Origin of the sequence: Bradyrhizobium sp. WD16, assembly GCF_024181725.1 — a bacterium.
Taxonomy (GTDB): Bacteria; Pseudomonadota; Alphaproteobacteria; order Rhizobiales; family Xanthobacteraceae; genus Bradyrhizobium_A.
Map to the genome: position 1 here is coordinate 644,638 of NZ_CP028908.1, position 25,908 is coordinate 670,545.

24 protein-coding genes and 1 pseudogene are annotated in these 25,908 nt (G+C 63.1%); 14 read left to right on the top strand and 11 right to left on the bottom strand.

Annotated elements, in window-relative coordinates; genetic code table 11:
• Positions 1-264 precede the first annotated feature (264 nt).
• The 3 genes from DB459_RS03000 to DB459_RS03010 form a co-directional block, all read right to left on the bottom strand.
• Positions 265-1,245, bottom strand: a complete 981-nt coding sequence (locus tag DB459_RS03000) for a PDR/VanB family oxidoreductase (RefSeq protein WP_253711468.1) — start codon at positions 1,243-1,245, stop codon at positions 265-267.
• A 65-nt stretch (positions 1,246-1,310) separates the two neighbouring features.
• Positions 1,311-2,063 (bottom strand): GntR family transcriptional regulator, encoded by a 753-nt coding sequence (locus DB459_RS03005; RefSeq protein ID WP_253711469.1) that lies wholly within the window; start codon positions 2,061-2,063, stop codon positions 1,311-1,313.
• Between the two features lie 4 nt (positions 2,064-2,067).
• A complete protein-coding gene (locus tag DB459_RS03010) occupies positions 2,068-3,117 on the bottom strand; it encodes an aromatic ring-hydroxylating dioxygenase subunit alpha (protein WP_253711470.1) in 1,050 nt (349 codons plus the stop codon).
• A 291-nt stretch (positions 3,118-3,408) separates the two neighbouring features.
• On the opposite strand from DB459_RS03010, the gene DB459_RS03015 reads away from it, so the two are divergent.
• Positions 3,409-3,666: a hypothetical protein gene (locus DB459_RS03015; RefSeq protein WP_253711471.1), complete on the top strand. Its 258-nt coding sequence runs from the start codon at positions 3,409-3,411 to the stop codon at positions 3,664-3,666.
• A gap of 77 nt (positions 3,667-3,743) precedes the next feature.
• Positions 3,744-3,899, top strand: a complete 156-nt coding sequence (locus DB459_RS03020; RefSeq protein ID WP_253711472.1) for a hypothetical protein — start codon at positions 3,744-3,746, stop codon at positions 3,897-3,899.
• A gap of 154 nt (positions 3,900-4,053) precedes the next feature.
• On the opposite strand, the gene DB459_RS03025 is transcribed toward DB459_RS03020, so the two are convergent.
• The 5 genes from DB459_RS03025 to DB459_RS03045 all read right to left on the bottom strand — a co-directional run bounded on the left by DB459_RS03025 (position 4,054) and on the right by DB459_RS03045 (position 12,170).
• A complete protein-coding gene (locus DB459_RS03025) occupies positions 4,054-7,407 on the bottom strand; it encodes a thiamine pyrophosphate-dependent enzyme (RefSeq protein ID WP_253711473.1) in 3,354 nt (1,117 codons plus the stop codon).
• A 705-nt stretch (positions 7,408-8,112) separates the two neighbouring features.
• Positions 8,113-9,099 carry a beta-ketoacyl-ACP synthase III gene (locus DB459_RS03030; RefSeq protein WP_253711474.1) on the bottom strand — a complete coding sequence of 329 codons (987 nt, stop codon included), beginning with the start codon at positions 9,097-9,099 and terminating at the stop codon, positions 8,113-8,115.
• A 50-nt stretch (positions 9,100-9,149) separates the two neighbouring features.
• The gene (locus DB459_RS03035; protein WP_253711475.1) at positions 9,150-9,422 is read right to left on the bottom strand and encodes an acyl carrier protein; all 273 of its coding nucleotides are present in this window, start codon (positions 9,420-9,422) and stop codon (positions 9,150-9,152) included.
• Positions 9,423-10,015: 593 nt separating this feature from the next.
• Positions 10,016-11,148, bottom strand: a protein-coding gene (locus tag DB459_RS03040) for an IS3 family transposase (protein ID WP_253706739.1) whose coding sequence is annotated in 2 segments (ribosomal slippage) — positions 10,016-10,893 and positions 10,893-11,148 — 1,134 coding nt in all. Because the reading frame shifts where the segments join, the coding sequence is not laid out codon by codon here.
• 86 nt (positions 11,149-11,234) lie between these two features.
• Entirely contained in the window at positions 11,235-12,170 is a 936-nt protein-coding gene (locus DB459_RS03045) for a helix-turn-helix domain-containing protein (RefSeq protein WP_253711476.1), read from the bottom strand.
• A gap of 1,345 nt (positions 12,171-13,515) precedes the next feature.
• Here DB459_RS03045 and DB459_RS27335 point away from each other — a divergent pair.
• Positions 13,516-13,830, top strand: a pseudogene (locus DB459_RS27335) (transposase); the annotation flags it as partial.
• Between the two features lie 98 nt (positions 13,831-13,928).
• Positions 13,929-14,621 carry a LuxR family transcriptional regulator gene (locus tag DB459_RS03055; protein WP_253711477.1) on the top strand — a complete coding sequence of 231 codons (693 nt, stop codon included), beginning with the start codon at positions 13,929-13,931 and terminating at the stop codon, positions 14,619-14,621.
• Between the two features lie 142 nt (positions 14,622-14,763).
• On the opposite strand, the gene DB459_RS03060 is transcribed toward DB459_RS03055, so the two are convergent.
• Both DB459_RS03060 and DB459_RS27485 read right to left on the bottom strand, forming a co-directional pair.
• Positions 14,764-14,967 (bottom strand): hypothetical protein, encoded by a 204-nt coding sequence (locus DB459_RS03060; protein ID WP_253711478.1) that lies wholly within the window; start codon positions 14,965-14,967, stop codon positions 14,764-14,766.
• Entirely contained in the window at positions 14,964-15,203 is a 240-nt protein-coding gene (locus DB459_RS27485; protein WP_371926854.1) for a hypothetical protein, read from the bottom strand. The genes DB459_RS03060 and DB459_RS27485 overlap by 4 nt, the downstream gene beginning before the upstream one ends.
• Here DB459_RS27485 and DB459_RS03065 point away from each other — a divergent pair.
• Positions 15,136-15,387, top strand: a complete 252-nt coding sequence (locus tag DB459_RS03065) for a hypothetical protein (RefSeq protein WP_253711479.1) — start codon at positions 15,136-15,138, stop codon at positions 15,385-15,387. The two genes, DB459_RS27485 and DB459_RS03065, sit on opposite strands and share 68 nt — an antisense overlap.
• A gap of 755 nt (positions 15,388-16,142) precedes the next feature.
• Entirely contained in the window at positions 16,143-17,120 is a 978-nt protein-coding gene (locus tag DB459_RS03070) for a transporter (protein WP_253711480.1), read from the top strand.
• A 70-nt stretch (positions 17,121-17,190) separates the two neighbouring features.
• Here the strand turns inward: DB459_RS03070 and DB459_RS03075 are convergent, their stop codons facing one another.
• A complete protein-coding gene (locus tag DB459_RS03075; RefSeq protein WP_253711481.1) occupies positions 17,191-18,099 on the bottom strand; it encodes a LysR substrate-binding domain-containing protein in 909 nt (302 codons plus the stop codon).
• Positions 18,100-18,240: 141 nt separating this feature from the next.
• On the opposite strand from DB459_RS03075, the gene DB459_RS03080 reads away from it, so the two are divergent.
• The 8 genes from DB459_RS03080 to DB459_RS03115 all read left to right on the top strand — a co-directional run bounded on the left by DB459_RS03080 (position 18,241) and on the right by DB459_RS03115 (position 25,692).
• Complete coding sequence (locus DB459_RS03080; RefSeq protein ID WP_253711482.1) at positions 18,241-19,398, top strand: S9 family peptidase; 1,158 nt, start codon at positions 18,241-18,243, stop codon at positions 19,396-19,398.
• Positions 19,399-19,421: 23 nt separating this feature from the next.
• The gene (locus tag DB459_RS03085) at positions 19,422-20,375 is read left to right on the top strand and encodes a VOC family protein (protein ID WP_253711483.1); all 954 of its coding nucleotides are present in this window, start codon (positions 19,422-19,424) and stop codon (positions 20,373-20,375) included.
• The gene (locus DB459_RS03090; protein ID WP_253711484.1) at positions 20,359-20,727 is read left to right on the top strand and encodes a Rieske 2Fe-2S domain-containing protein; all 369 of its coding nucleotides are present in this window, start codon (positions 20,359-20,361) and stop codon (positions 20,725-20,727) included. Before DB459_RS03085 ends, DB459_RS03090 begins: the two co-directional genes overlap by 17 nt.
• 37 nt (positions 20,728-20,764) lie before the next feature.
• Positions 20,765-21,895: an FAD-dependent oxidoreductase gene (locus DB459_RS03095; RefSeq protein WP_256519303.1), complete on the top strand. Its 1,131-nt coding sequence runs from the start codon at positions 20,765-20,767 to the stop codon at positions 21,893-21,895.
• Positions 21,896-21,972: 77 nt separating this feature from the next.
• On the top strand, positions 21,973-23,136 hold the full coding sequence (locus tag DB459_RS03100) for an MFS transporter (protein ID WP_253711486.1): 1,164 nt from the start codon (positions 21,973-21,975) through the stop codon (positions 23,134-23,136).
• A 24-nt stretch (positions 23,137-23,160) separates the two neighbouring features.
• The gene (locus tag DB459_RS03105) at positions 23,161-23,739 is read left to right on the top strand and encodes a cupin domain-containing protein (RefSeq protein WP_253713405.1); all 579 of its coding nucleotides are present in this window, start codon (positions 23,161-23,163) and stop codon (positions 23,737-23,739) included.
• A complete protein-coding gene (locus tag DB459_RS03110; RefSeq protein ID WP_253711487.1) occupies positions 23,736-24,767 on the top strand; it encodes a fumarylacetoacetate hydrolase family protein in 1,032 nt (343 codons plus the stop codon). The genes DB459_RS03105 and DB459_RS03110 overlap by 4 nt, the downstream gene beginning before the upstream one ends.
• A gap of 4 nt (positions 24,768-24,771) precedes the next feature.
• The gene (locus DB459_RS03115) at positions 24,772-25,692 is read left to right on the top strand and encodes an NAD-dependent epimerase/dehydratase family protein (RefSeq protein ID WP_253711488.1); all 921 of its coding nucleotides are present in this window, start codon (positions 24,772-24,774) and stop codon (positions 25,690-25,692) included.
• Positions 25,693-25,908 lie beyond the last annotated feature (216 nt).

The following is a 25,908-nucleotide window of genomic DNA, read 5'->3' on the forward strand; positions in this document are numbered from 1 at the left end:
CTCGCAGACTTCGTCGGAAGAGCAGGTGGCGCACAGGCCATCGGCACATTCTGCTGTCGCCCCCGGCTTGTCCGGGGGGCCCAGTACGCCGGGACGCCGGAGATGGGGACGGCGTCAGTCGCCGTGCACCATTCCACCGACATGGAGTACTGGGTCCCCCGCCTTCGCGGAGACGACAGCAGAAGGAGCAGCGGCGCCCCGGTCGGCTCGCGGACAGTATGCCGGAGCATTCGCTACGGCACGCGGCGCCGCGTGCCGCCTCTCTCACACCGCGTCGCGCTGGTAGAGGGTATCGACGGTGACGACGCCCTTCGCGCGGGAGACGCAGGGGCAGATCTTGCGGCTCTCCTGCTTCTGGTGATCGCTGAAGAAGACGTCGCGATGGTCGATCGCGCCCTGGACCTCGACGACATCGATGGCGCAGACGCCGCATTCGCCGCGCTCGCAATCGGACATCACCTCGTGGCCGGCGGCGTTGAGCGCGTCGAGCATCGAGCGGTTCGGCGGCACCACGATCTCCTCGCCGCCATCCTTGACGCGGACGCGGAATTCCACCGTCGGCAAGAGGCCGCTGGAGCCGAAGGTCTCGTAGCGCAGGTCGCTCGAAGGCCGCCCCGCCGCCGCGAAGGCGTGACGCGCGGCTTCGAGCAGGCGCAGCGGCCCGCACACCACCGCCATCGTGCCTTCCGGCAGCGCGGCGAAAGTGGCGCCGAGATCGAGCCTGTGCCCTTCGTCGCTGGCATGGACGATGAGATCCTTGTCCAGCAGAACGGCGAGATCGTCGAGATAGGCCGCCGCCGCGCGCGAGGTGACGCAGTAATGCAGCGGGGCACGGACGCCGCGGCGCTTGAGGGCCGCGGCGATGCCGAGCATCGGGGTGATGCCGATGCCGCCGGCGATCAGGCAATAGTCGGGCCGCGTGAAGTCGATGTCGAACAGCGACGCCGGGCTCGAGACCTCGAGGCGCGCGCCAGGCTTGAGCGACCACATGGCGCGCGAGCCGCCGCGGCCGTCCGGCGCCAGCCGCACCGCGATGCGGTATTGCCCGGCATCGCCCTCGCCGACCAGGGAATAGGACCGCGCCTGGGGCTGGCCGTCGATCAGGACGCCGACCTCAACATGGCTGCCGGGCGCGAATCTGTCGAAGGCGCCATCCTGCGGCACCAGGGTGAACTCACGGATCGACGGGGCGACGTCGCGGATGTCGTGGACGATGCAGTGCGACCATTTGGTTGCGAAACGCATGACGGTCTTCCTGTTGAGGCCGGCGCGCGGGCGCGGCCGGCGATGACTTCATGGTTCGAGGCGGATCAGACCTCGCCCGCCGGCGAGCGGATCAGCGCCAGCGCCGGCATCAGCTCGAGCCGGGTGCGGTTGCGCAGGGCAAGGCGCAGGTTGCGCGCGGCAAGCCGCGCATGCTCGCGCATCACCGCCTCGGCGCGGGCGCCCTCGCGGTTCTCGATGGCGTCGACGACGATGCGGTGCTGATCCTGGCCGATCATCAGGATCTCGCGCGCTTCCTTGATCGCCGACTGCGCCATGACGAAGCCGCTCGGCGAGGCGAAGGGCAGCGCCGAGGCGCGGTCGATCTGGCGGATCACCGGCGCGCTGCCGGAGAGCTCGGCGAGCAGCGCGTGGAAGCGGGCATTGAGCGTCACATAGGTCGAGAAGGCGTCTTCCGAGAGCGGCTCCTGGCGCACCAGGACGTCGAGCTCGGCGAGATTCTCCTTCAGCGGCGCGAGGTCGCGGGCCGAGGCGCCGCGCTCGGCGGCGAGCCGCGCCGCAAGGCCCTCGAGCGTGCCGCGCACCTCGATGGAATCGAGGATGTCGCGCTCGGAGAACGCCTTGACCATGAAGCCGCCCGAGGGAATGGCCTCGAGCAGGCCTTCCTCCTCGAGCCGCACCAGCGCCATGCGCACCGGGGTGCGCGAGACGCCGATGGTCTCCACCGCCTGCAGTTCGGAGATGCGCTCACCGGGGCGCAGGGCGCCGGACAGGATCAGGTCGCGCAGCGCGAGCTGGGCGCGCACCGTCTGCGACACGGAGCGATCGGGTTCGGCCATGAAATCACTCCGCGGCCTGGCGCTGCGCCGGCGTCCGCTCCGCGGCGACCATGCGGTCGATCAGCCGCCGCGACCACATCGCGCCGGCATCGATATTGATGTTGTAGAACACCCGGTCCGGATTCTCGTCGATGGCGCGCTGCTGCGCCTCGAGGATGATCTCGTCCTCGCGGAAGATGCCGGACACGCCGTCGCGGATCTCGGTGGTCAGCCGCTGCTCGGTCAGGCGGTAGTTGCGGACGAAGGCCCAGAAATAGTGACAGGTGGTCGCCGTCTCCGGCGTCATGGTGTTGAGCACGAAGCCGTTGACGCCCTGCGAGCGGTCGCCCTCGGGCGCGCCGGTGCCGGTCGGCGCGACGCCGACATCGATGGTCACGGTGCCCGGCGCCTCGAAGCGGATGATCTGCCAGCGATCGACGAGGCCGCCCTTGCCGAGCTGCCTCGCCCAGAACGGCGGCGGCTCGATGCCCCGCATCCAGCGCGTCACCGTCGCGGTCCGCTCGCCATGGCTGACGTCGAACGGCGCCTCGGCCACCGCGTCGTTGCCGATGCTCGAGCCGTGGACGAAGGTCTCGTGGGTGAGATCCATCAGGTTGTCGATCACGAGGCGCCAGTCGCATTTGACATGGATGGTCTTGCCGTCGCCGGCCCAGGCCGGATCGTCGTTCCAGTGCATGTCCGGGACCAGCGCCGGATCGGCCAGCGCCGGGTCGCCCATCCACAGCCAGATGAAGCGGTGGCGCTCGACCACCGGATAGGCGCGGACACAGGCGGAGGGATTGATCGTCTCCTGGGAGGGCATGAAGGTGCAGCGGCCCTGCGGATTGAACTTCAGGCCGTGATAGCCGCAGACCACGGTGTCGCCTTCGAGCCGGCCCTTGGAGAGCGGCACCAGGCGATGCCAGCAGGCGTCGTCGAGGGCGGCGACCTGGCCGTCGGCCTTGCGATACATGACGACGTGCTTGCCGCAGATCGTGCGCGGGAAGAGCGCCGGCTTGATGTCCGCGTCCCAGGCGGCAGCGTACCAGGCATTCATGGGAAACGGCTGGGTCATGGCGAAGTCCTCCCGATCATTCTTGAATGCACTATGTATACATTAAGCGGAATTTCGGCGCAATAGATCCGTTATAACTGCAGATGCGGCGGATTTATGTATACATAAATGTAACTTATGTCCCAAGTTACTCGCGAATTAAGGTTCTAAAATACCTCCACTGCTCGTCGGCAGCGAGTTGGCCGATGCGTCGCCACGGGCAGCGGCACCCAGTGGACCGCCGGCTCCAAATGGGGGGGGGATCCGACGATATCGGACGCCGAATTCACAACGAGATTTAAGGACTTCTTGTTGGCAGGCTTGCGCGGATTCCCGCCGGAAAAAAGCGCGGCTCTGCAAGCAGCCATCGCCAACGGCACCCTTAAATTCCAGAAAGGATCCGAGGTCCCCGGCTACAATACACGAACGGTCATCACATATTTCGGCGAACAGGGCATGTCGACATCGGGCTATCGCCCGCCGACGGGAGCGGTCAAGGAAGCCATCGATGCCGGCAATGCTCAAGCCATCTGGACGGAAGACCGCGGCGACGTCTACGTGACGTGGTGATGGGCAACTCGGCCCAGCTTTGAGGCCCGTCGGTCGAAACCTGTGGCTGCCGTCGTTTGTGCCGGAAGGAGATTGCCATGAGCACCATTGCGGCTACAAATTCGTCCGACAGCAACGCTCTGCTTTCGCGGCTCCGCACCGGTTCGACGGCCGGCACCGATGCCACGTCGGCCGTTATCCGAAAAGGCCGACACTTCGACCAAAAGCTCCAACAGCACCGCCGTCGTCCCTGACCTCAGCCCGCACCGCCAAGGCAACTCTGGCGCGCGCCAAGACGGAGCAAGTCGCGGCGGACAAGCTCGCACAACTTCTGTCCGCGAGCCATCCGAACGGGAAACGTTGGCATCGGTTGACGTAACATTGCCGCTTCGGATGCCTCCGTCCAGTTCAGCCAACAGCGAATGCGGGGATGCGGCCGCAGACCGCGGCATAAGTCAGTCCACCCCCAAATGCTGCAAGGCAGACGTTCAGCCCGGTCGTCGGGGTCTGCAATATTTCATGCAGTGCGACAGGAATACTGCTCGAGCCGGTATTCCCCCAGTTTTCAATGTTGCTGAACACCTGCACGCCAGAGAGCCTGGCGACCGCATCGAGAATGCGCTGATTGGCCTGATGGGGAATAACATAGTCCAGCTCATCCAGCTTCATTCCCGCGCTTTGGCAGGCCGTTGCGACCATCCTTTCCATTGCGCGCACTGCTTCGTGATACAGCTCTGGGCCATTCATTGTGATATGCCCACGCCCGCCCAAGGGCACGCGCAGCAGATCCCCCGGCTCCGGGGAACCCGACGCTTCCGGCCGCCGGAGAATCAGCTTGGGTCTGCCCGACGCAGTCTCGAGGACAACTAACGTCGCCGTCGCGGCATCTCCGAAAATGCAGGCGGTGTCCGGATCATCATGATTGAGCAGCGGTGAAGGCGCTTCTGCCGTAACGATCAATACTGCACGCGAAGGGTTATGGCACAGGAAGTCGAACGCCATCTGCAGCGCGTAGAGATAGCCACTACATGCAGCGTTGATGTCAAAGGCCAACACTTCCGGCCGTTTAGGTACAGAGCCTCTCAACGCCGCGTATATGCGCGAGGCGAGCGACGGCGTGACCAAGTCGGGCGTTGCCGTGCTTGCGACGACCAAGCCGATATCTTCCAGCTGCAGCGAACTTCCTTTGATAACCTGCCGAGCCGCGTCCGTCGCCATGCCAAGCAGGGACTGGTCCGGCGAGATCCATGGTCGCGACCTTATGCCCGTTTTCCGCACCAGGTCGTCGGCTTTCCGGCTCGGCCATCTCGAACAAAGCGCTTCAGTGGTGACGACGTTGTTTCCACCGACTGTAGCGAGAGCGAGTATGGCCAGCCGCTTGCTTGTGATTGGCGCGGCAACCGTGCGTGACCGAACACCCTTGACTACCAGCTCGCTGAGCACCTTCGCGCCAGTCCCGTTCAGCTCGGCTCCTTTCTCGTCGTCTGGCATCATTCTCGCCAGCACCTGACCAACAGCGATTTCGTCCCCAACTCTGCCGCATATCTTCGTAATGGTTCCAGAGCGAGGCGCGCACACTTCGATTGCCGCCTTTGTTGCTTCGAGAACAGCAAGAAGATCACCTTCGTTGACCGAGTCGCCCGGCGACACGACGAGATCGCGTATGGTGACAAGATCGTCCGCCGGGCCTGATCCAGCAACCAGGACATCAAAAGGAGAGGAGCGCACGTGTTCCCTCCACTCTGCAGTCAAATCGAGAGAACACAAGCAGGCTTCGGTGATGCTCCGAAAGGAAGGGAGAAGAGAGATCTGCTGGTCGAAATTGAATGGGATATAGCTGTCGCTTCGCCCAACGCGGCGCGTCCGGACTTCATTGCCCAGAGCGTCGACGATTGTCGCGACGACCTCGGCACCGAAACCCATCGATAGATTGTCTTCATGGGCAACCACTAGTCGCTTCGTTCTGCGTACGCTCTCAATAACCGTTTGTTTATCCCAGGGAGACAACGTTCGGAGGTCGATGATCTCGATGCTGATCCCCTCCTCCCGGAGCCGGTTGGCGACTTCCAGACAAAGGGGCATGGTGTTGCCCCAACAGACGAGCGTTAGTTCATCTCCGGATCTTCTTATCGCTGCACGCCCGGGCAGCACGAAATGCCGATCGACATCCGACGATGTCGCCAACGACGGCTGATTCAGCAGTGCCTTCGGATAGAGGAACAATGTAGGTTGTTCCGTGGCCAATGCGGCATTCAGCAAACCAGCGGCGTCACCCGCGGTACTCGGAACGAAGACGTTAAGCCCCGGACATTGAGCGAAAAGGGCTTCGAACGACTGTGAATGGAACGGGCCAAGCCCAGGTTTGTAGCCCCCGGACGGAGCCATTATGACGACGGGACAGCTCCACAGTCCGTTCGTCCGCCAGTACATCGTCGCCAATTCGGAGATGATCTGATTCGCCGCAAGCGGAAGGAAATCCGCGAACTGTATGAATGCAATCGGCCGTTGGCCGGCCAACGCCCTGCCGATACTGGTCCCGACAATAATCGACTCGCTCAACGGCGAGTTGCGAACCTGTCGTGGCCACTGCGTGCTCAGGCCGACAGTGACCCCAAACACGTCCCCCTTTGGGTCTTCTATATCCTGGCCGAACAGGAACAGGCGGCTGTCCCTCGCCAGGTGGCTCGACAGGACAGAATTGATTGCCGCCCGCATGGACAGACCTGTCTCAACTCCGTTTCCGGTATAGTCGGCTCGTTCGGTAAGCGCCTGCGGTATCGAGTGCTTGACTGGTGACGCTGTTCGCGCAGTGGGAGGCGTACGGCGCACCGCATTGACGGCATCTTTCACTCGAGCTTCGCATTCACTCTTGAGTTGAGCGAGATCTTGCGGTGTCATACCCGCTTCGGAAAGGAACCGCTCCATTCGAGAGAGGGGATCAAAGGTGTACATCCGTTCCAATTCATCAGTGGATCGGTACTGCGTCTGGTCATCGGAATTCGTGTGATCCGAGAGACGTTCAAATCGGACCACAAGTATCTGAGGCCTCTGTTCGTCCCGCACGAAACCGGTGGAGGTCTCGAACATTTTCGATAAGGCGATCACGTCCGATCCGGGACATCGTTCAATAGGCACGTCGATGAAATATGCGGGGGAACCGGTTGGCGTCTGAAAAAAGGTCTTGCCTTCCGTGCGCGTCGAGATCGCAAGGCCATTGTCCTCGACCACAAAGAGAACCGGCAGAGCCTCTCGGCCGGCTTCGGCAATTGCTTCGAGAACTTCCCCCTGCTGGGTAGTCCCATCGCCGATCGCACAAACAGAGATCCCACGACGCCCTTCAGCCTTGAGGACCGCCGCCACTCCAACCGCGTGAAGCGCATTGTTACCTATCGGTCCAACCACGGACGTGATCTTTCCTTCGCGCCATGACACATGCGCACTCATTTGGCGCCCCGCGGAATTGGAGTCGGGCGTGGCGAGCAATGCTCGAAAAAACTCTTCCGGCGGAATGCCCATGGCCAACATGAGCGCCTTATCTCGATAATGTAGGTGTAGATAATCGGTGCCATGTAGAAAGGCGGCCAACGCCGCCATCCCCTCATGACCGGTGGCTGCGACACTGAAGTGCGCCAACCCTTGCTTCACGAGCATCTGTTCGGCCGTATCAATCAACCTGGCGCAGTACACATCCCGAAACAATTTCGTTATCCGCTTGTATTCCGGATCATTCCTCTCTCTTCGCATAAGGCCTTCTGCGCTCATCGTTCTTCTCCTTGAGATAGGACTCTAACGGCACCGACGGAACGCTCTCTGCCTATATTGGTATCGTGTAGGCGGGCGTTCTTACCTCGGCTGCAGTTCCGCAAAACGAGAATCGCGCGGTGCGGACATCGTTCGCTTTTTGCTCAACGAGGCGCCGTTCGCTTCGTTGCGCGTGTAGCCCAATCTGCCGTTCATCTACCGCCGACCGGTCGACCGGGGTGCGCTGACGGAGGCCGGCGCCGGGGACGAGCCGTTCCGGGCTCGGACGACCGCGCCCTGCGGCAGCACATCCGCGAGCTGCAGCGTCTGCTCGGCAAGACGCCTCGCTGTCTCCAACGTAACGACCTCCGCAAGGCTCGATGAACCCGCTCGATCCGCCGCGGCCGCCGTGCCGCGCTCTGGTGTCCTGTTTCCAACGTTCGTATCCCATTGCAGCAGGCGCTCATACGAACGTTGGAAACAAGGGGACACTAGCATCATTATGATTCTAGTGTGGTTTTGGATCTGACGCTCGTTCGAAGAACTCGCTGCAATACTGAAACGAGCGTCAGATCCACCACACTAGCATTCACTACAGACCGCCATTTCGTCATCGGCACTTCGGCAGCCGTCGCCGACGGGTGGCATGGCAAAGTGGTCCGCCGTCCATCGCATGATCGTCGGAAGGTCGATAGGCTCTCGCCGATGCGCGTCGCCGGCTCAGCTTCACCAGCGGACAAGCGCGGCCCCCCAGGTCAGTCCCGCCCCCATGGCGTCAAATAACAGAAGGTCTCCTGACCGGATACGCCCGTCCGTTACGGCTTCATCGAGGGCGAGAGGAATAGATGCGGCACTCGTGTTGCCATGCTTTTTTATCGTCAATACGAACTTGTCTAAGGGAATTTGAAGCGCTGAGGCCAACGGCTCGATGATCCGCAGATTGGCCTGATGCGGTACGACCCACCGGATATCTTCCGCGCTTAAGCCGTTTTTCGACAGCGCCTCTCGCGCCACCGCCGCAAGTTTCATCAGAGCGTGCCGGAACACCTCGGCGCCGTTCATCCGGATCACGCCGACTTGGCCAGTTGACGACGGGCCGCCATCGGTACGAAGGAAGTCTTCATAGCGGCCGTCCGCCCGCAAATGGGTGGAGAGGATTCCGGGCGTGTCCCGCGTCACTCTGTCGTGGTGCGCGGCCTGCAGAATGACGGCTCCCGCACCGTCGCCAAAAAGCATTGCCGTAGCTGCGTCGGTCTGGTCGACGATTCTCGACGTGGTTTCGGCGCCAACGACCACGGCTGTCTCGGCCTCGCCGAGGCGCAACATGTAGTCTGCTATGGCCAACGCATGGATAAACCCCGAACAAGCCGCCTGAACATCAAAGGCAGCCCCCCTTGTTGTTCCGAGACCGGCCTGCACCCTTACGGCCGAGGCCGGAAGGGTTCGATCTGGCGTCGCCGTTGCCACGATGACCAGGTCGATGTCGTCTCCTTTGAGCCCGCTCCTCTGCAGCGCAGTTTGAGCGGCAGACAACGCAAGACCCGCGGTCGCTTCGTCCTCGCTTGCGATGTGCCGCTCGTGGATCCCGCTAAGCCTGACAATCGCCTCGGTCCGAATGCCGAGCTCCCCAGCAAGTTCGGCGCTGCCGACTACTCGTCGAGGCAGCGCGGATCCACAAGCGAGGATTCGGGATCGACGCGTGCACTCCATCATAGGGATCATCTCCAGATATTCGGGAGGACATGAATCAACATGACTGCGCCCTATTCTGTGGATCCGGTTTCATATTCTCTGCTTTTCGCCAGAGTACTCACAAAAGATATGAGATCCCCCACGGTTCTCGCGGACTGGACTTTTTCGAGCGGTATTTCGATTTTGAGGAGAGCTTCTAATTCCATCAAGATCTCGACAAAATCCAGACTGTCCAGACCGAGATTTGGTTCCTCGTCGGACTCCTTCATGATGGATTCGAGGGAGATTGAATCCTCATCGAGCTGTTTCTTCTTCGCAATGACCTTCACAACGAGGTCTGTCATCTTGGACATCCTATTTCTCTCCGTCTGAAACGATGACTGCTTGGAATTGATCGCGAGACCGTGGTCGTTCGACGACTTGCCAGGCGCCGGACCGAGCGGCGCCATATCTCAGGAACGTATCGTTGAAGATCCTGGCCTGTCTTTCAGAATAGACCCAACGATTTCATAGTATGATCTTATCGCGCAGATGAAGACGCACTGTGCCCACATCATATCCCGGGGCGTTGCGGGCGGCCCGATTCCGTCTCTTGCTCCGAAGCGCCGACTAACGTGCCCCACAGCAGGCCCGTCGATCAGCACGCCGGCGGCATGATTTCGATGGACGAGCGCCGCTTTTCATACGGACTCGATTTTCTTCGATGAAATCACGGCGGCAAACGGGCGGACCCGACAGTCTCTCCTGCACGAGATTCAGCTTCTCGGCTTCCGTCCAGCGTCGCTGCCCCGCGGCTGTGCACCAACACCAGGAGATGCACTCGATGACTGTCGCCATCGATGTCAATCAGGACAGTCGGCATCGCGCCCGATGGGTTGAGGTGGTCCCGGTTGTCTGAACAGATTTTCCGCGTCGATAAGTGGAGGCTCTGCCGGGGTTAGGCCGCCGCGCGGAGCGGAGGAAGATCGAAGTAGGCTTGATCCGGGGTGCGGTCGTCAAGGCTCGAATGCGGGCGGCGGCCATTGTAAAAGTCGAGATACCGACCAATCGAGCTTCGCGCCTCGCCGACGGTCTCATAGGCTCGCAGATAGACCTCCTCGTATTTGACGCTTTTCCACAGCCTCTCAACGAACACGTTGTCCCGCCAAGCTCCTTTGCCGTCCATGCTGATGGCGATGCCGTTATCGGCGAGCACGCCGGTGAAGGCCGCGCCAGTGAACTGCGAGCCCTGGTCGGTGTTGAATATGTCCGGCTTGCCGTGACGCGCGAGAGCATCCTCCAATGTCTCGACACAGAAGGACGCCTCCATCGTAATCGACAATCGCCAGGACAGAACACGACGCGTCGCCCAATCGAGCACGGCGGCGAGATAGACGAAGCCGTGGGCCATCGGGATATAGGTGATGTCCATGGCCCAGACCTGGTTCGGTCGCGTGATCTCCATGCCGTGCAGCAGATACGGATAGATCTTGTGGCCGGGTTCAGGCTTCGTCGTGCGCGGCCGGCGATAGAGCGCCTCTATCCCCATCCGCCGCATCAGCGTCTTCACATGCCGGCGGCCGACCTTGCACCCCCGCAAGGCCAGCAGGCCTCGCAACATACGCGAACCGGCGAAGGGGTATTCCAGGTGCAGCCGATCGATCTGTTGCATGATCTCGAGGTCGGCGGGCGATACTGGGCGGGGCAGATAATAAACGCTGCCCCGGCTGATCTTCAAAACCTCTGCCTGCTTGGTGATCGACAGATCGTGCTCACGGTCGATCATCGCTTTGCGCTCAGCAATCCCGCCTTGGTGAGCGCGCCTTCTAAAAAATCGTTCTCCAGCGTCAGCTCCCCGATCTTGGCATGGAGCGACTTCACATCGATCGCGGGGATGGCCGGCGCTCCGCCTCCCGATCCGAAAACCTCAGACGCGCTGCCCTCGAGCTGCGATTTCCATGCGGTGATCTGATTGGGGTGAACGTCGAAATGCTCGGCCAGTTGGACGATCGTCCGATCGCCCTTGATGGCGGCCAGAGCCACCTTCGCCTTGAAGGCCGGTGAGTGGTTCCGGCGGGGTCGTCTCTTCATGGTCTCTCCTGTTCGCGGCGATTATCGCCGTTGTCAGGCAGAAATTCCACTTATCGTCCTGTCCAGATTTCCGGGACCAGCTCAGGTCACATTGAATTTCTCAATCTGGCGGGCGTGATTTGCTTATAACGCCTCATGGCGCTGGTGAGATGGCTTTGGCTGGAAAATCCGGTTTCATAGGCGATTTCGGAGATCGGAGAACTTGTTTTCATCAACAGAATTTCCGCCTCCTGCAAGCGCAGGTTCAAGAGATATTGGTGAGGGCCGGCCCCAAACGTCTGGGTGAAGGCGCGCAGGAAGTGACTTTGTGAGAGACCGGCCTGCTTGGCGAGGTCCGCGACAGAGATGCGCCGAGAAAGGTGCTCGCGCGTATATTCGATGATCCGCTTGGCTGTTGCGGGCGAAAGTCGCATTCTCGGCACCTGGGGAGCATGCGGCTTGACGCTGGAGTAGGTCCGGATGAGATGAACGCCCATGAGGGTGATCAAGGACTCGAGATAGAGCGCATTGACCGGACTTCGGGCGAGTTCGGTACTCATTGCCCGCGCGATACGCAAAGCGTCCAGGTCCACATGATCAAACCTCGGCGGGCGGAGTTCCCAATCTGCGCCTTCGAGGTCCGCGGTCGCGAGTTCCGCATAGGCCTGTGGACTGAAGGCAACGGCAACATTCCTTTTGCAGGATTCCCAGCGAAGAAATCGATGGACGTTCTGCGGGTTGACGACGATCGTTCCGACCGAGGCATTGAACCTCTCGACGTGATCGCTTGCAAAGGCCGCCTGCATGTTCGGTGACGGCGCAAGCAGAATCGATGTGAACTCGACATTTGCGCGAAAATCCAACGATCCCGGGGCTCTCGAGGCATCGATGACGCCACCAAGCGGCGTTTCGAAGCGTCTGCCGACCGTCGCGGGAATCGACGAAAAGAGGCCCCCCTCAAGTTCGGCGTCCAACTCGACCGTAATGTGCTCTTGCGCTTTGTTGAATTGCAGGTCTTTCGCAGAAACGAGCACCCCGGACATTTCTCTCGCACCTTAATCCGAACATCCGTTGAAGCGACGACGATTTCGTGAATGCCCGCCCGGAATGAGCCGGGTAAGCAGGAGGTCACGGATTGGGTCATCTGCCATTGGGGCAGCCGCGGTCGGACCACTCCGACGACTGCTGACTAACGCGAGACTCGCGCCCAGTACCGCGTTCGATGCACAGCCGGGTTTGCCCCACGCTCGCATCCAGCGCGCGTCCGGATCTCGTGCCGCGCCGGCGTCCGCCGCCCAGGCGCATTCGAACGCCGTTACGAGTCTCTGTCTCAACCGATCGTCCTGGACCAAGTCAGGGTCGGTCATGATCTCAAACATGAGATCCCGCTCGGCCGCCGAACGGCGCTTGGCCGAAATGTCCGCGGGCTCCAACAGCCTGTCGCCTTCACCTATGTCGTCAACCCGCCCCCACCTTCGCTGAGTTGATTTGCCGACGTATCGGCGCACGCGTTCAGCCTGCCCTTGCTGGAACCTGGCCACCGAATGGTTCGTCGTGCTGTAGTCGAACCCCTGTGCGGCAGAAACTATCGACGCCGCACTGTGTCGCTTCCCTTTGTTCATAGGCTCCGGCGCTCTCCGCTGGTGCTCGACGAGCATAAGATCAAGCGATCACGGCGCTCTCACGGTTCGATGTTACAGTCGAAGACGGTGTGGTCAACTCTACAGCGAGTTCTTTTTTCTTCCCTAATTTTGTAATCTGATGGTTGTACGATTATGAGAAGCTCAATTCTTTCGGACGCGTCATTGACGATTGCCTTGGTCTTCGCTGCGGAGGTTATGTGTTTTGGAATTCGCGTATTTCCGTGTCCGGAAGGCAAGCGCCCGTCTGGAGCTGCCGCTCGGTCAGCAGTCGCACGGAATGACCTTGCCCCTGGCCTTGTTCCAGTTTGAAGTTCGTTCGGGCCCAACGACAACGACCAGGACATGAAGCGCAGCCGCGTTTCAGAACAATTGCCTTGGTCTTCGCTGCGGAGGTTATGTGTTTTGGAATTCGCGTATTTCCGTGTCCGGAAGGCAAGCGCCCGTCTGGAGCTGCCGCTCGGTCAGCAGTCGCACGGGATGACCTTGCCCCCAGCCTTGTTCCAGTTTGAAGTTCGTTAGGGCCCAACGACAACGACCAGGACATGAAGCGCAGCCGCGTTTCAGAACGATTGCCTTGGTCTTCGCTGCGGAGGTTATGTGTTTTGGAATTCGCGTATTTCCGTGTCCGGAAGGCAAGCGCCCGTCTGGAGCTGCCGCTCGGTCAGCAGTCGCACGGGACGACCTTGCCCCTGGCCTTGTACCAGTTTGAAGTTCGTTCGGGCCCAACGACAACGACCAGGACAAGAAGCGCAGCCGCGTTTCAGAACAGCGGATCATCGGAGTCTTGAAGGAACACGAGGCCGCGGTATCGGTCGCTGATCTGTGCCGCAATCATGGCGTGAGCAACACCAGAATCTACAAATGGAAGGCCAAGTGGCCCGGCGTGATCGGCAGCCAACAGCCCGCGCAGGATGCAACTCCTTCCCGGCCCCGCATGACACAGCGCCGGGACTTCGCGATCCGCCCCGCCCGCAACGTCGTGTCACAAGCAAATATCAGTGCACGGGCCGATGATTTCCAAATGTTTCCGGTCGCCGATTTTGATATTCTCTCTGTGTAGTTGCATTGCGGGAGATGCGACGCGAAGGACTGACGGGGCGCCGCATGGGACCACCTCAATTCGACGAGATGCTCACGCAGTTGAGGCGAGCCAGCGACATGGCAGGCCTGTCGACCCTCCTTGCCGCCCTTCGCGACGAGACCGGCGTGGCCCATCTCGTCTATCACCTCCTTCACGCTCCGGGCGGCGCCGGGCCGAACCCTGTGCTGCTTTTCACCTGCGACGATGCCTGGGCGAAACGCTATATCGGGCAGGACCATCTTCAGGCCGACCCGGTGGTCGCCGCCGGCCGGCAGAGCTTCCTGCCGTTCGACTGGATGACGATCGACCATGCTTCACCGACTGCGAGGCAGTTCTTTGCCGCGGCGGAGAGCCACGGTGTCGGCCGGCACTGCTTCACCTTGCCGATCCGAGGGCCTTACGGCGAGCGCGCGCTCTTCACATTCACCTCGAACGAGACGGATCACCATTGGCACAGATGGCGGCATGTCCATCTTCGCGATTTCCATCTCGTCGCGCACTACCTGCATGATCGGGTCATGCAGCTTGCCGGCCTGCGTCCCGGCCCGGCGATTCGTCCGCTGTCGCGCCGCGAGCAGCAATGCCTGCAGCTCCTCGCCGAGGGCCGGACACCGCAGCAGGTCGCCGACGGCCTGGACTTGTCCGCCAGCGCGGTGCACCTCTATCTGCGTTCGGCGCGTCACAAGCTCAAATGCACGACCATCGAACAGGCGATCGGCAAGGCCGTCCGCCTCGAGCTGATTCCCGGCGGCGCCTTCGCCGACCGCTGACGGAGAAGCTCCGCAACCTCGTATTTCCGCAGATTGCCGCCATTGCTCCCATGCGGGATGATCCTGCGCCGTCGCCTCGGAGAAAGGCCCGTCGATCGCAATCCGCGGCTGATCCGCCGATCTCATCGACGCCGCACGCCCCTCACCGGATGACCAGGACATCCCCCGGTTGGACGCCATTCAGGACCTCGACTCCGTCCTCCGTCGTCGCTCCGAGCACGACAGGCTGATCGCGCTCCTGACCCGATCGAGCGTCCCGTAGATGCACCATCGGCGACGCCGCGTCGCGAGTCGCCTCGACAGGCACGACGAGCGCTCCGGCGGCGTTCTTCGTGTCGATCGTCATGCGGGCCGACATGCCGAGGCGAATGAACGGATGCCGTGCGGCCTGGTCGCCGGAAAACGCGGCCCGGACGTCGAAGGACGGAACGCGCGCGTTTTGATCTTCGTAGGCCTCGGCGCGCTGACGCTGATCACCTGACCGCCGATCGGGGCGCCCGGAAACGCGTCGCTGGTGATCGAGACGGTTTGCCCGACGCGGATGTGGTTGACATCCACCGCGTCGGCCTTGCCGGCGACCACGAAGGTGGCGGTATCCGCAATCGTGAACAGCGGCTGCCCCCTGGTGACGGTCCTGCGCTGGATGAAGGGATTCTCGATCGATATCGCGCACTGGCCGACGAGCGCTGCCTTCATGGAACGTGTCGGCGAGCGGCCCGCGGTGAAAGCGGCCCTGGCGGCGGAAGCCATGGCCCCGTCGCCGTGACGACGACGCGACCACGCCGATTGGCGCGGCATCGTGTGCGGCCATCGCCGCTTGAAGCATTGACGACGACGGAGAGCGGGCGCGTGGGCAAACGAGACGCGTGCGTGCTCGCGGTGAGTTGGCCCGGGCGCTGATCCGTCTTCTGCTGTCGTCGCCCGCGCAGGCGGGCGATCCAGTACTCCGTGTCGGTGAGAAGGGGCACGGCGACCGATGCCTTCCTATATCCAGCGGCCCGGCGTACTGGGCCCCCCGGACAAGCCGGGGGGCGACAGCAGAATGTGCCGATGGCCTGTGCGCCACCTGCTCTTCTGACGAAATCTGCGAGCCGGCTGCGGATCAGATGTGTGTATCTCGTAGGGCTCGACCGGACGATCCAGTACGCCGTGTCGCCCGTTGCTGCGGGACAGCGGTGGTCGCGGAGGCCTGCGCGCTTTCGAACCGCTCTGGGATACTGGGTCGCCCGCTTGCGCGGGCGATGACGGAGAATGCCGCCAGCACGGCTGCCAACACCCGCACGGCTATCGCCGCCTGCGAAAGCTGGCGGCCGGATACGCCGCCGTTCCACAGCAATCACAACTGCAAATACATCATTCCGATAAATACATCAGATCACCACGATCAATTTTACGAATGGCATGAGTCGGGGAATTATTTCGCCATTCCGACGGTCGACGCGCGTCGGCAACAAAGAATGAACTTGGGGATGACGCCCGCGACCTCGCTTGCGAGGACGATCGCGCGTGGGAGGGGGAACTATGAAGCGAATACTGAGGCTTTCCGCAACGATGCTCCTGGCTGGTACGGCCGGCGCAGCACTGGCTGCAGAGAACGGCGCGACCAACTATCCGGCCGGTTCACCAGGCATTTTCGTTGGTACGTTTCCGCCGATCCCGGGTCTCTTTGCGATCAGCCAGACCAGCTACACGAGCGCGAACGGTCTCTATGACGGAAACGGCAACAGGTTGCCCAGCCCATTCCGACTCTCGTCGGTGTCGGAAACGGTCAGGTTTCTCGCCAGCTATCCCGGTGAGTTCTTCGGCGCCCATGTCTATTCCCAGCTCGTTGTGCCGGTCGTGCACATCGACAATTCGAACGCGGGGGGCACGTTCCAGGCCGACGGGTTTGCGAACCTGACAATCTCGCCGGTGATCCTGAACTGGGCGCTGTCGCCGCTGCAGAGCGTCACCCTCGGGCTCGATATCATGCCGAACACCGGCACCTACTCCCCCAGCAAGCCCCTCAATGTCGGCACCAACTACACCACCATCTCGCCGGTGTTCTCGTATCGTTACTCGGACCCCAGGGGGGTCGAATTCGCGGTCTCGCCACGGTTGCTGCTCAACACGACCAACACTGATTCCGTCAACGCGTTGACGCAGACGCTGCAGCAGTACCGAAGCGGCGACGCTTTGGCGGTCGACTTCACCGCGGGCTACAATATCGGTCCCTGGAAACTGGGTGCTGTCGGCGGCTACGTCCAGCAATATGCGGACGATACCGTGAACGGGATCAAGGCCTTCAATGCCGCAGGCATTCAGGACGGCAATCGTCTTCGGGCGCTGAATTTCGGCCCCTCGGTCACCTACAACGCAGGTCCCGTGCAGATCAACCTGAACTACCAGCATACGTTCTACGTGGAGAACGGCACCAAGGCCGACACCGTCTGGGCCAACGTGGCTTTCCCGATCTGGGTGCCTGCGCCGCCTCCGGGTACGGGGCCGGGCAAGCACTGACCAAAGATTGCCCGCGAACGGAAGATCGACAGCGAGCCGGCGCAATTGCGCCGGCTCGTTGCGTATCCATTTAGCGCAGGTCGAGAGCGGCTGCACGCATGGTGTCGCGCAACCAGATCAGGCCGGCGTCGTTCGAGCGGTAGCGGTGCCACTGGACGCATTGCTGCATGATCGGCAGCGAGACCGGCAGCTCGATGATGCGGATCGGGAGGCTTCGCTGCGCTCGTTTTGCGAGCCTGCGGTGCAAGGTGGCGATGCGGTTGGTTCCCGCCACCAGATGCGGAATGGCGGTGAAGGCGTAGGTCGAGATCGCCTCGTTGCGCGTCACGCCGGCCTGTTCCAGGTGGCGCGTCGCGAGCGATTGAGCCGCGATCGCCGGCCGCATCATCACATGGGACGCCTTGGCGTAATCGCTGCGCGAAAGTTTTCCCCTCGCGAACTTGCCCTTGCTCCAGGCGATGACGCAAAAGTCCTCCTCGAGGATGATCTCCGAAGGGTGAAGTTTCGAGCTGAATTCCCGCGGGATGATGAGCAGGTCGACGTCACCGCGTTCCAGCGCTCGTTCCGGCGCCTGGACCTGCTGGAGGAAGTCGAAGCGAATGCCGGGAGCCGCCGCTTCGCAGCGCGCCAGCAGCGCCGGGATCAGGGTCGCCAAAGTATAGTCGGACGCGAGGATCTTGAAGCAGCGGTCGGATTGAGCCGGATCGAATTCCGACGTCGAGGCGATCGTCCAGTCGACCCGGACCAGCAGGTCCCTGATGGAGTCCTTGAGCGCCTCGGCGCGGGGGGTGAGCTCCATCTTGCGGCCGATCTTCACCAGAAGCTCGTCATCGAAGTAGTTGCGCAGCCGAAGCAGCGCGTTGCTCATCGCGGACTGCGTCACGTTCATGCGCGCCGCCGCGCCGCTGACGCTGCGCAGGTGCAGCAGATGATCGAGGGCGACCAGAAGGTTGAGATCGAACTTGTTGTTGAAGCGCATCGCGAGGTTGTCCGATGATGCATTTACCAAATCAATATTACGGATGTTGATAATCAATTTTCCGGAAGCTTGAAAGGGCGCTACCTCAGCGTCGGGAAGAACGTCCAGGGGCGCGCGACTCCGTTTCGCGCGTGAGTATCCATGTTCAGGTATTTTCCGACGAATTATGTCTGGAACCTCTCGGTCGACCTTGCGATCGAGATGGGGGCCAGGATCGGCGAGATCGAGGAAATGTGCGCGCCGCTGCAGGAGGCCGCGCGCCAGCCCGATGCCGCCGGCACGCAGGCCTTCCGCGAGACCTGGTCGCGCATGGCAGGCAAGCTCTGTGGTCTCGCTGCCGAGGATGAGGCGAGCGGACGCTTGCTCTCCGCGGGCGAGAAGTATGGCCGTGCCGCCACCTATCTGATCACCTGCGAACGGCTGCAGGCCCACGGTGCGCCGGGCCGCCTTGAACTGTACCGCCGCTTTCTCGACGTGTTCGCCAAGGGTATCTCCCTGGCGAGGGAGAATTGCGAGCGTGTCGAAATCCCCTATGAGAGCGCCCACATTGCCGGTCTTCTCGTGCGAGCCGATGGGGTGGACGGTCCGGCTCCGCTCCTGGTGCAGGTCAACGGGCTCGATTCGACCAAGGAGATGAAGTACCGCGTCGGGTTGCCGGCCTGGCTCGCCAGGCGCGGCGTTTCCTCGCTCGTCATCGACCAACCGGGATCGGGCGAGGCGTTGCGGCTGCACGGCCTGACGGCCCGTTACGACAGCGAGCACTGGGCGAGCCGCGTCGTCGACTGGCTCGAGACGCGGGCCGAGGTCGATCCGAAGCGGATCGGATTGGAGGGCGTTTCGCTCGGCGGCTACTATTGCCCGCGCGCCGTCGCCTTCGAGCCGCGCTTCGCCTGCGGTGTCGCCTGGGGCGCCAATCATGACTGGCGCGATGTCCAGAAGAAGCGGCTGCAGAAGGAAGGCAGCCTCCCCGTCCCGCATTATTGGGACCATGTCCGCTGGGTCTGGGGCGCCAGGGACCAGGACGATTTCGTTCGGATCGCCGAAAAGGTTCATCTCGACGGCATCCTCGACCGCATCAGGGTGCCGTTCCTCGTGACTCATGGCGAAAAGGACTCGCAAATTCCTCTGCATTGGGCGCAGCGCACCTACGAGCAGCTCGTGAACAGTCCCAGGCGCGAGCTCAAAGTCTTCACCGACCGCGAGGGCGGCGCGCAGCATGCGAGCTTCGACAACAGCATCAATGCGGGTCAGTACATCGCCGATTGGGTGGCCGAGACGTTGGGTGGTCGCACCAGTTGAAAAGCCGAGTTGCGGAGAGACGAATGAAAATCGTTGGTTTGGATAGCTTGATCTTCGGCGTCGACGACGTTCCCGGCGCCGCCCGGTTCCTGGTCGACTACGGATTGACGCCCGTCGACGTTTCGGAAGCCGGAGGACGCTTCGAGGCGATGGACGGCACCTCGTTAATCATCACGCGCGACGACGATCCGCGGTTGCCCCCACCGCCTGCGCCGGGCTGCCGCCTGCGCAAGACCATGATGGGCGTCGCCGACAGCGCGGCGTTGCAGGCGGTCGCTGCGGAATTGCGCCGCGATCGCGAGGTCCGCGCCCTGCCAGACGGTTCGATCGAGTCGGTCGACGATTCGAATTTCGTCATCGGCTTTCGCGTGACCGTGCGTCGGCCCTTCGTGCTGCCCGGCGAAATGTTCAATGCCCCGGGCGGCGTGGTCTTCCGTCCGGTCAACAGCCTCGGTGTGCCACCGCCCGGGACGGCGATCCGCCCGCGATCGCTGTCGCACGTGGTCTACTTCGTCCCCGACGTGTTGAAGGCGGAGGCCTTCTACGTCAACCGGCTGGGATTTCGCTGCACCGATCGCTTCACTGCGACCGGACCGTTTCTGCAACCGGCGGGATCGCTTGACCATCACACCCATTTCCTGATCGGCGCACCACCGCAAATGCACGGCGTGGAGCACTTCACCTTCCATTTCGGCGGTCCGTCGGAGATGATCGCCAACGGCTGCCGCTTCGTGGAAAAAGGCTATCAGGCGTTCTGGGGGCCCGGCCGTCACATCCTCGGCTCGAACTGGTTCTGGTACTTCAACAGCCCGTTCGCCTGTCACATCGAGATGGACGCCGACATGGATCTGCACGACGCCAGCTGGACGCCGCGCGAGGCTACCCTGTCCGCCGATACGTCGCAGACATTCCTTCTCAAGATGCGCAAGAAATGGACCCCGGGTCCAGGGATCCACGAAAATGGCGACTACGCCTGACGTGACGGTCGCAGGGCTGGTCCGGCTTTGCCGGGCCGACGAGATCGGCGAAGGCCGATCGCGCGGCTTCGATCCGCACGAGACCGGCGAGGACACGATCTTCGTCCTTCGCTCGGGCGGTGTGCTGCGGGGCTGGCGCAATGCGTGTCCGCATGTCGACGGTGCGCCGATGGCCTGGCGCCGGGACGCATACCTGAATGCCGACGGCACGCGCATCGTCTGCCACGCGCACGGGGCGGAATTTCTCCCCGATAGCGGGACATGCGTTCAGGGGCCGTGCATCGGCAAGAGACTGACCGCCGTGCCGATCGTCATCGATCGGTGCGGCGATCTCTGGGTCATGGAAAAATAAGACGCCGCAACGACGCGGTTTCGAGAGGAGGGACACCTTGGCGGCAGTTCGCAGGGTTTTGACAATCGGCGGCGGATTTTCCGGTATGGCTGCGGCCATCCAGCTACGCAAAGCCGGCATCGACGTCGATCTCATCGAGGTCGATCCCAACTGGCGCCCTGAAGGGGCCGGTATCACCGTGAACGGTCCGACCCTGCGCGCGCTGGAGACGATCGGCGTCTTCGACGAGTTCGTCAGGCGGGGCTTCACCTCCAGCGGCGTCGATCTGTTCACGCCCAACGGGCAGAAGATCGGCGAGATTCCGACGCCCAAGGTCGCAGGTTCGGACGTTCCCGGCGGCGGCGGGATCATGCGGCCGGAGCTCGGACGAATTCTCTCCGACGCCACTCGCGCAAGCGGTGTCGCGGTTCGTGTCGGATGCACCTACACGGCGATCGAGCAGATGGGTGAGCAGGTGACCGTCGCCTTCACCGACGGAACGACCGAAACCTACGATCTGGTCGTCGCCGCCGACGGCGTCCACTCGAAAACGCGCGAACTGTTCTTCCCCGAGGTCAAGCCGCCGCAATACATCGGACAGGGCGTCTGGCGGGCGATCCTGCCGAGACCATCAGAGATCGTTCGTCCGCGCATGTGGCTGGGCGGCGCGGTGAAAGTCGGCGTGAACCCGGTCTCGCAGACGCATCTGTACATGTTCATCACCGAAGCGCGGCCGGAAAAGCTGCACGTCGATGCCAAGACCTGGCCCCAGCTCGTCGCCGGCATGATCGAGGCGTTCGGCGATCCGGTGCTTGCCGCGCTTCGTCCCCATCTCTTCGCCGCCGAGGCCGCGATCGATTATCGGCCGCTCGCCAATCTTCTCGTGCCGGCACCGTGGAATCGTGGCCGGGTCATCCTGATCGGCGATACGGTCGCGGCGACCACGCCCCATCTGGCATCCGGCGCCGGCATCGGCATCGAGAGCGGCATGGTTCTTGCGGAAGAACTCGCCAGGGCAGCGACCCTGCAGGATGCGTTCGACGGTTTCCATGCACGGCGCTGGGAGCGTTGCCGCATGGTGATCGAGAATTCGGAACGGCTCTGCAGGATCGAGATGGAGAACGGCGACAAGGCCGAGCATGGGAAAATCATGCGGGAGTCGGTCATCGCGCTGGCGCAGCCGATCTGAGCCGCGGGGCCGGGCGCGCAGCCCGCGCCCGCGCCTTGTCCTGCCGAAACTCAACTCAAGAACAAGGGGGAATGGAAATGCCATCGACAACGGAAAGCTGGTCGGGCCGCCTTTCACTGATGGTGGCGCACTGCGCCGGCATGGTCGACCTCGTCGCCTTGCCAGTCTGGGTCGGCGCCCTGATCGCGCAATACAAGTTCGCACCTCAGCAGGCGGGCGGGCTGGCAACGCTGTTCCTTACCGGCGCGGTGCTCAGCAGCCTGTTCTTTGCGCCGCGCCTCAACCGGATGAATGCGCGGCTGTCGGTGGTCGGCGGCTTCGCGTTGGCCGCGACTGCCTTCTTCGCCGCGATATGGGTCGCGAGTTTCCCGATGCTTGCGGTGCTGCACCTGCTTGCGGGCGCTTCGGCCGCTTGTGGCCTCAGCTTCACGCATGGGACGATCGCGCGCAGCGCCAATCCGCATCGCCTGTTTGCGATCGTCGGCATGTCGCTGGGCATCTTCGCTATCGTCTTCCTCGGTGCGACGCCGAATCTGATCGCAGCCTTCGGCGGGCGCGCGCTGTTCGCGGTGTTCTCGGCCATCATGGCGGTCGCCGCGATCGTCGCCGCGATTTCGTTTCCTGCCGCCGTCGCGCGTGACGACAGCTCGATGGCGGACGTCACTCGCCTGCCGCGGGCCGTGTGGTTCGGCGTCGCCGGGGTGAGCTGCATGGCGCTGACCCAGGCGATGATGTTCAGCTTCGTCGAGCGCATCGGCATCGACAGGGGTTTCGGCACCGAAGCGGTCACCGGCGTGCTGATCGCGCTGGGGCTGGTCAATCTCCTGCCCGCGCCCCTCGCGGCGGTGCTGGAAAGGAAGCTGTCGGCGAAGACGGTGGTGCTCGCGGGGCCGATCTGCCAGGCGATCTTCGCGGTGGCGATCACCTTCGGCAGCGGCTTTTTCGTTTATGCGATCCCGACGGCGCTGTTCGCCGCCGTGATGATCTTCACCCACACCTTCGCCTTCGGCCTGCTGTCGCGGCTCGACCCGACGGCGCGTGCGCTTGCGGGAACGCCCGCCATGCTGATGATCGGAGCCGCGGTCGGCCCGATCCTCGGCGGTACGCTGGTTCAATCATTCGGCTACCAGGCGCTGGGACTTGGCGCGATCGTCATTTCGGCCATCGCGGTCCTGCTGTTCTCGAAAGTGTTCGCTGCGAGCGCGGGGGTCGCGGGTCCACGATCCCTGGAAATCGCCTGATCCCCGAAGAGAGAAGGAATGACGATGTCGCTTTCACCAATTCGCCGCGTCGTGACAGCTCACGATGCGCACGGCGAGGCCGTGATCGCCGCCGACGGCTCCCTGCCGACGGTGGTCGAGCTCGCCGCGATTCCGGGCACCATCTTTCACGAGGTGTGGAGCACGGCAGCGACGCCCGTCGCCGTCGACAACGGACCGGACCCGACCATCGGCCCGCTGTGCCTGCCGCCCCCGGCCCACGGCACCCGCATCCGCTTCGTCGATATTCCGCCCGACACGCAGGACTTCCTCGAGCACGGCGCGGCGCGGATGAAGGATGCGTTCAGCCAGGTCGGCGACGTCCACGCCTCGACGGTGCGAGCAGACTCGCCGCATCCGTTGATGCATCGCACCGAGACCGTCGACTACGGGGTCGTCATCTCCGGGGAGATCACCCTGGTGCTCGACAAGGGCGAAGCGAACCTGAAAGCAGGCGACGTCGTGATCCAGCGTGGCACGAACCATGCGTGGGCCAACCGAAGCGGCAAGCCCTGCCGGATGCTGTTCATGCTCGTCGACGGGCAATTCAGCGAGGACGTCAATCCGTCGAGGCATGGCTCATGAGACTTGCAACCTATGACGACGGGACGAGCGACGGCCAGCTCGTCGTCGTTTCCAGGGATGTCCGGCGAGCGGTCGATGCGAGCGCGATCGCGCCCAATCTCCTGACGGCGATCCGCCTCTGGCAGTCGGTGGAAGCGCAGCTTCGCGCTCTCAGCGATCGGCTCGACGACGACCTGGTGGGTGACGCCGTGCCCTTCGATCCGGCGCGCTGCCTTGCGCCACTGCCGCGCGCGCCGCAATGGTGCGACGGATCGGCGTTTCTCAATCACGGGCGGCTGATGGATCTCGCCTTCGACAAGCCGCCGATCCCGGATTTCGACGCGGTGCCGGTGATGTACCAGGGGGCAAGCGACGATTTCCTCGGGCCGCAGGTCGACGTGCCATTCGTGACCGAGGCGGACGGAATCGATTTCGAGGGCGAGTTCGGCGTGATCGTCGATGACGTGACGATGGCGACGCCGGCTTCGGCATGCGGCGGGCACATTCGCCTGCTGGTGCAGATCAACGACTGGAGCCTGCGCGCCATCGGTGCGCGCGAGGTGCGAACCGGTTTCGGCTTTCTCCAGGCCAAGCCCTCGACGAGCTTCGCCCCGATCGCCGTGACGCCGGACGAGCTCGGCGACGCCTGGCGTGAGGAGCGCGTCGACATGCTGCTCGGCATTTGGCGCAACGGGGAACGGATCGGCGCGGCCTCGGGCCGCGAAATGGCATTCAGCTTCGCGGATCTGATCGCGCACGCCGCGAGAACCCGCCGGCTCACCGCGGGCACGATCATCGGGTCGGGAACGGTGTCGAACGCCGATCGCTCCGTGGGTTCGAGCTGCCTTGCGGAGATACGAGCCAGCGAAATGATCGACCATGGTGCGGCCAGGACGCCTTTCCTCAAATTCGGCGATCGTGTCTCCATGCAGGCGCTTTTCGCCGACGGGCGGGACGGACCTTTCGGTCGCATCGACCAGACGGTCGTCGGAGCGGGCGAGCGCCACGAATCTGCCTCGCCTCGCTCATCCGGCCGCAGCGGCATGTGAACCGATGCGCGTTCTGGTGACCGGCGCCGCGGGATTCATCGGCAGCGCGTTGTCGAGGTCGCTGATCCGCGACGCGGCCGTGCGTGACATCGTCGCCGTCGATCTGGCGGAGCGGCCGGCCTGGGCTGCAACCGGTCGGGTACGCTGGATTTGCGGCGGCATCGACGATCGCTCCGTCAGGGACAAGATCCTTCGCACCGAATTCGATCGCGTCTTCCATCTCTCGAGTGTCCCCGGCGCGCTTGCGGAATCCGCCCCGCAGCTCGGACGTCGTGTCAACCTCGACGCTTCGCTCGACCTCCTGGAGCAACTGGCCGGAACGTCTCGCTGCCCTCGCGTGGTCTATGCCAGCAGCATCGCGGTCTATGGTCCTTGCTCCGGCCCCGTCGGTTCGCGAACGCCGCCGCGTCCGGCGATTACCTACGGCGCGCACAAGCACATGGTCGAGATCGCCCTGGCCGACCACGTCAGGCGAGGCGAGATGTCGGGCATCTCGGTGCGACTGCCCGGCATCGTGGCCCGTCCCGGGCGCGCCACCGGCTTCGGCTCCGCCTTCATGAGCGAACTCCTGCACGCGCTCGCGGCCGGTGAGCCCTATTGCTGTCCGGTGTCGCCGGCCGCCACCATGTGGTGGCTGTCGGTTGTCCAGGCGGTGAACAGCCTCATCCATGCCGGCGCCATCGCCCATTGCGGTGTCGTTCAGCTTCCCGCCCTGCGTCTCACCACGGCAGAGGTCGTCGAGGCGCTTGCCGAGGCCTTCGGAACCGAACGAGCGTTGCTTGTCGAGTACCGTCCGGATGACCGCATCGAGGCGACCTTCGGACGTTTCCCTGAGCTCGACGTCGCCGACGAGCGCGCCCTCGGCTTCGCCGACGACGGCTCGGCCGCGATGCTGATCAGGAATGCGCTGGCCCAGGCAAACTAGGCTCACGACCACGACAGATCGCGCCGGCTCGGCGGCGGCAGGCCGGACTTCTCCGCATGCTCGGCAGCGAGAGCGCGATAGGCCCGCGCCCGGCCTGCGAGACAATTCCCGGAGAGAGACGCAACATGCCGTCCGCATGCGCGTTCCAATGCGGTGGGTCTGACGCTCGTTTCAGCATCGCAGCGGGTTCTTCATACGTGCGTCAGATCCAAAACC

What these genes read in the sequence shown, in the direction of transcription:
- DB459_RS03000 (WP_253711468.1), bottom strand. Translation starts at nt 1,245, where the DNA reads ATGCGTTTCGCAACCAAATGGTCGCACTGCATCGTCCACGACATCCGC.
- DB459_RS03005 (WP_253711469.1), bottom strand. Translation starts at nt 2,063, where the DNA reads ATGGCCGAACCCGATCGCTCCGTGTCGCAGACGGTGCGCGCCCAGCTC.
- DB459_RS03010 (WP_253711470.1), bottom strand. Translation starts at nt 3,117, where the DNA reads ATGACCCAGCCGTTTCCCATGAATGCCTGGTACGCTGCCGCCTGGGAC.
- DB459_RS03020 (WP_253711472.1), top strand. Translation starts at nt 3,744, where the DNA reads ATGAGCACCATTGCGGCTACAAATTCGTCCGACAGCAACGCTCTGCTT.
- DB459_RS03025 (WP_253711473.1), bottom strand. Translation starts at nt 7,407, where the DNA reads ATGAGCGCAGAAGGCCTTATGCGAAGAGAGAGGAATGATCCGGAATAC.
- DB459_RS03030 (WP_253711474.1), bottom strand. Translation starts at nt 9,099, where the DNA reads ATGATGGAGTGCACGCGTCGATCCCGAATCCTCGCTTGTGGATCCGCG.
- DB459_RS03035 (WP_253711475.1), bottom strand. Translation starts at nt 9,422, where the DNA reads ATGACAGACCTCGTTGTGAAGGTCATTGCGAAGAAGAAACAGCTCGAT.
- DB459_RS03045 (WP_253711476.1), bottom strand. Translation starts at nt 12,170, where the DNA reads ATGTCCGGGGTGCTCGTTTCTGCGAAAGACCTGCAATTCAACAAAGCG.
- DB459_RS03055 (WP_253711477.1), top strand. Translation starts at nt 13,929, where the DNA reads ATGGCAGGCCTGTCGACCCTCCTTGCCGCCCTTCGCGACGAGACCGGC.
- DB459_RS03060 (WP_253711478.1), bottom strand. Translation starts at nt 14,967, where the DNA reads ATGACGATCGACACGAAGAACGCCGCCGGAGCGCTCGTCGTGCCTGTC.
- DB459_RS03070 (WP_253711480.1), top strand. Translation starts at nt 16,143, where the DNA reads ATGAAGCGAATACTGAGGCTTTCCGCAACGATGCTCCTGGCTGGTACG.
- DB459_RS03075 (WP_253711481.1), bottom strand. Translation starts at nt 18,099, where the DNA reads ATGCGCTTCAACAACAAGTTCGATCTCAACCTTCTGGTCGCCCTCGAT.
- DB459_RS03080 (WP_253711482.1), top strand. Translation starts at nt 18,241, where the DNA reads ATGTTCAGGTATTTTCCGACGAATTATGTCTGGAACCTCTCGGTCGAC.
- DB459_RS03085 (WP_253711483.1), top strand. Translation starts at nt 19,422, where the DNA reads ATGAAAATCGTTGGTTTGGATAGCTTGATCTTCGGCGTCGACGACGTT.
- DB459_RS03090 (WP_253711484.1), top strand. Translation starts at nt 20,359, where the DNA reads ATGGCGACTACGCCTGACGTGACGGTCGCAGGGCTGGTCCGGCTTTGC.
- DB459_RS03100 (WP_253711486.1), top strand. Translation starts at nt 21,973, where the DNA reads ATGCCATCGACAACGGAAAGCTGGTCGGGCCGCCTTTCACTGATGGTG.
- DB459_RS03105 (WP_253713405.1), top strand. Translation starts at nt 23,161, where the DNA reads ATGTCGCTTTCACCAATTCGCCGCGTCGTGACAGCTCACGATGCGCAC.
- DB459_RS03110 (WP_253711487.1), top strand. Translation starts at nt 23,736, where the DNA reads ATGAGACTTGCAACCTATGACGACGGGACGAGCGACGGCCAGCTCGTC.
- DB459_RS03115 (WP_253711488.1), top strand. Translation starts at nt 24,772, where the DNA reads ATGCGCGTTCTGGTGACCGGCGCCGCGGGATTCATCGGCAGCGCGTTG.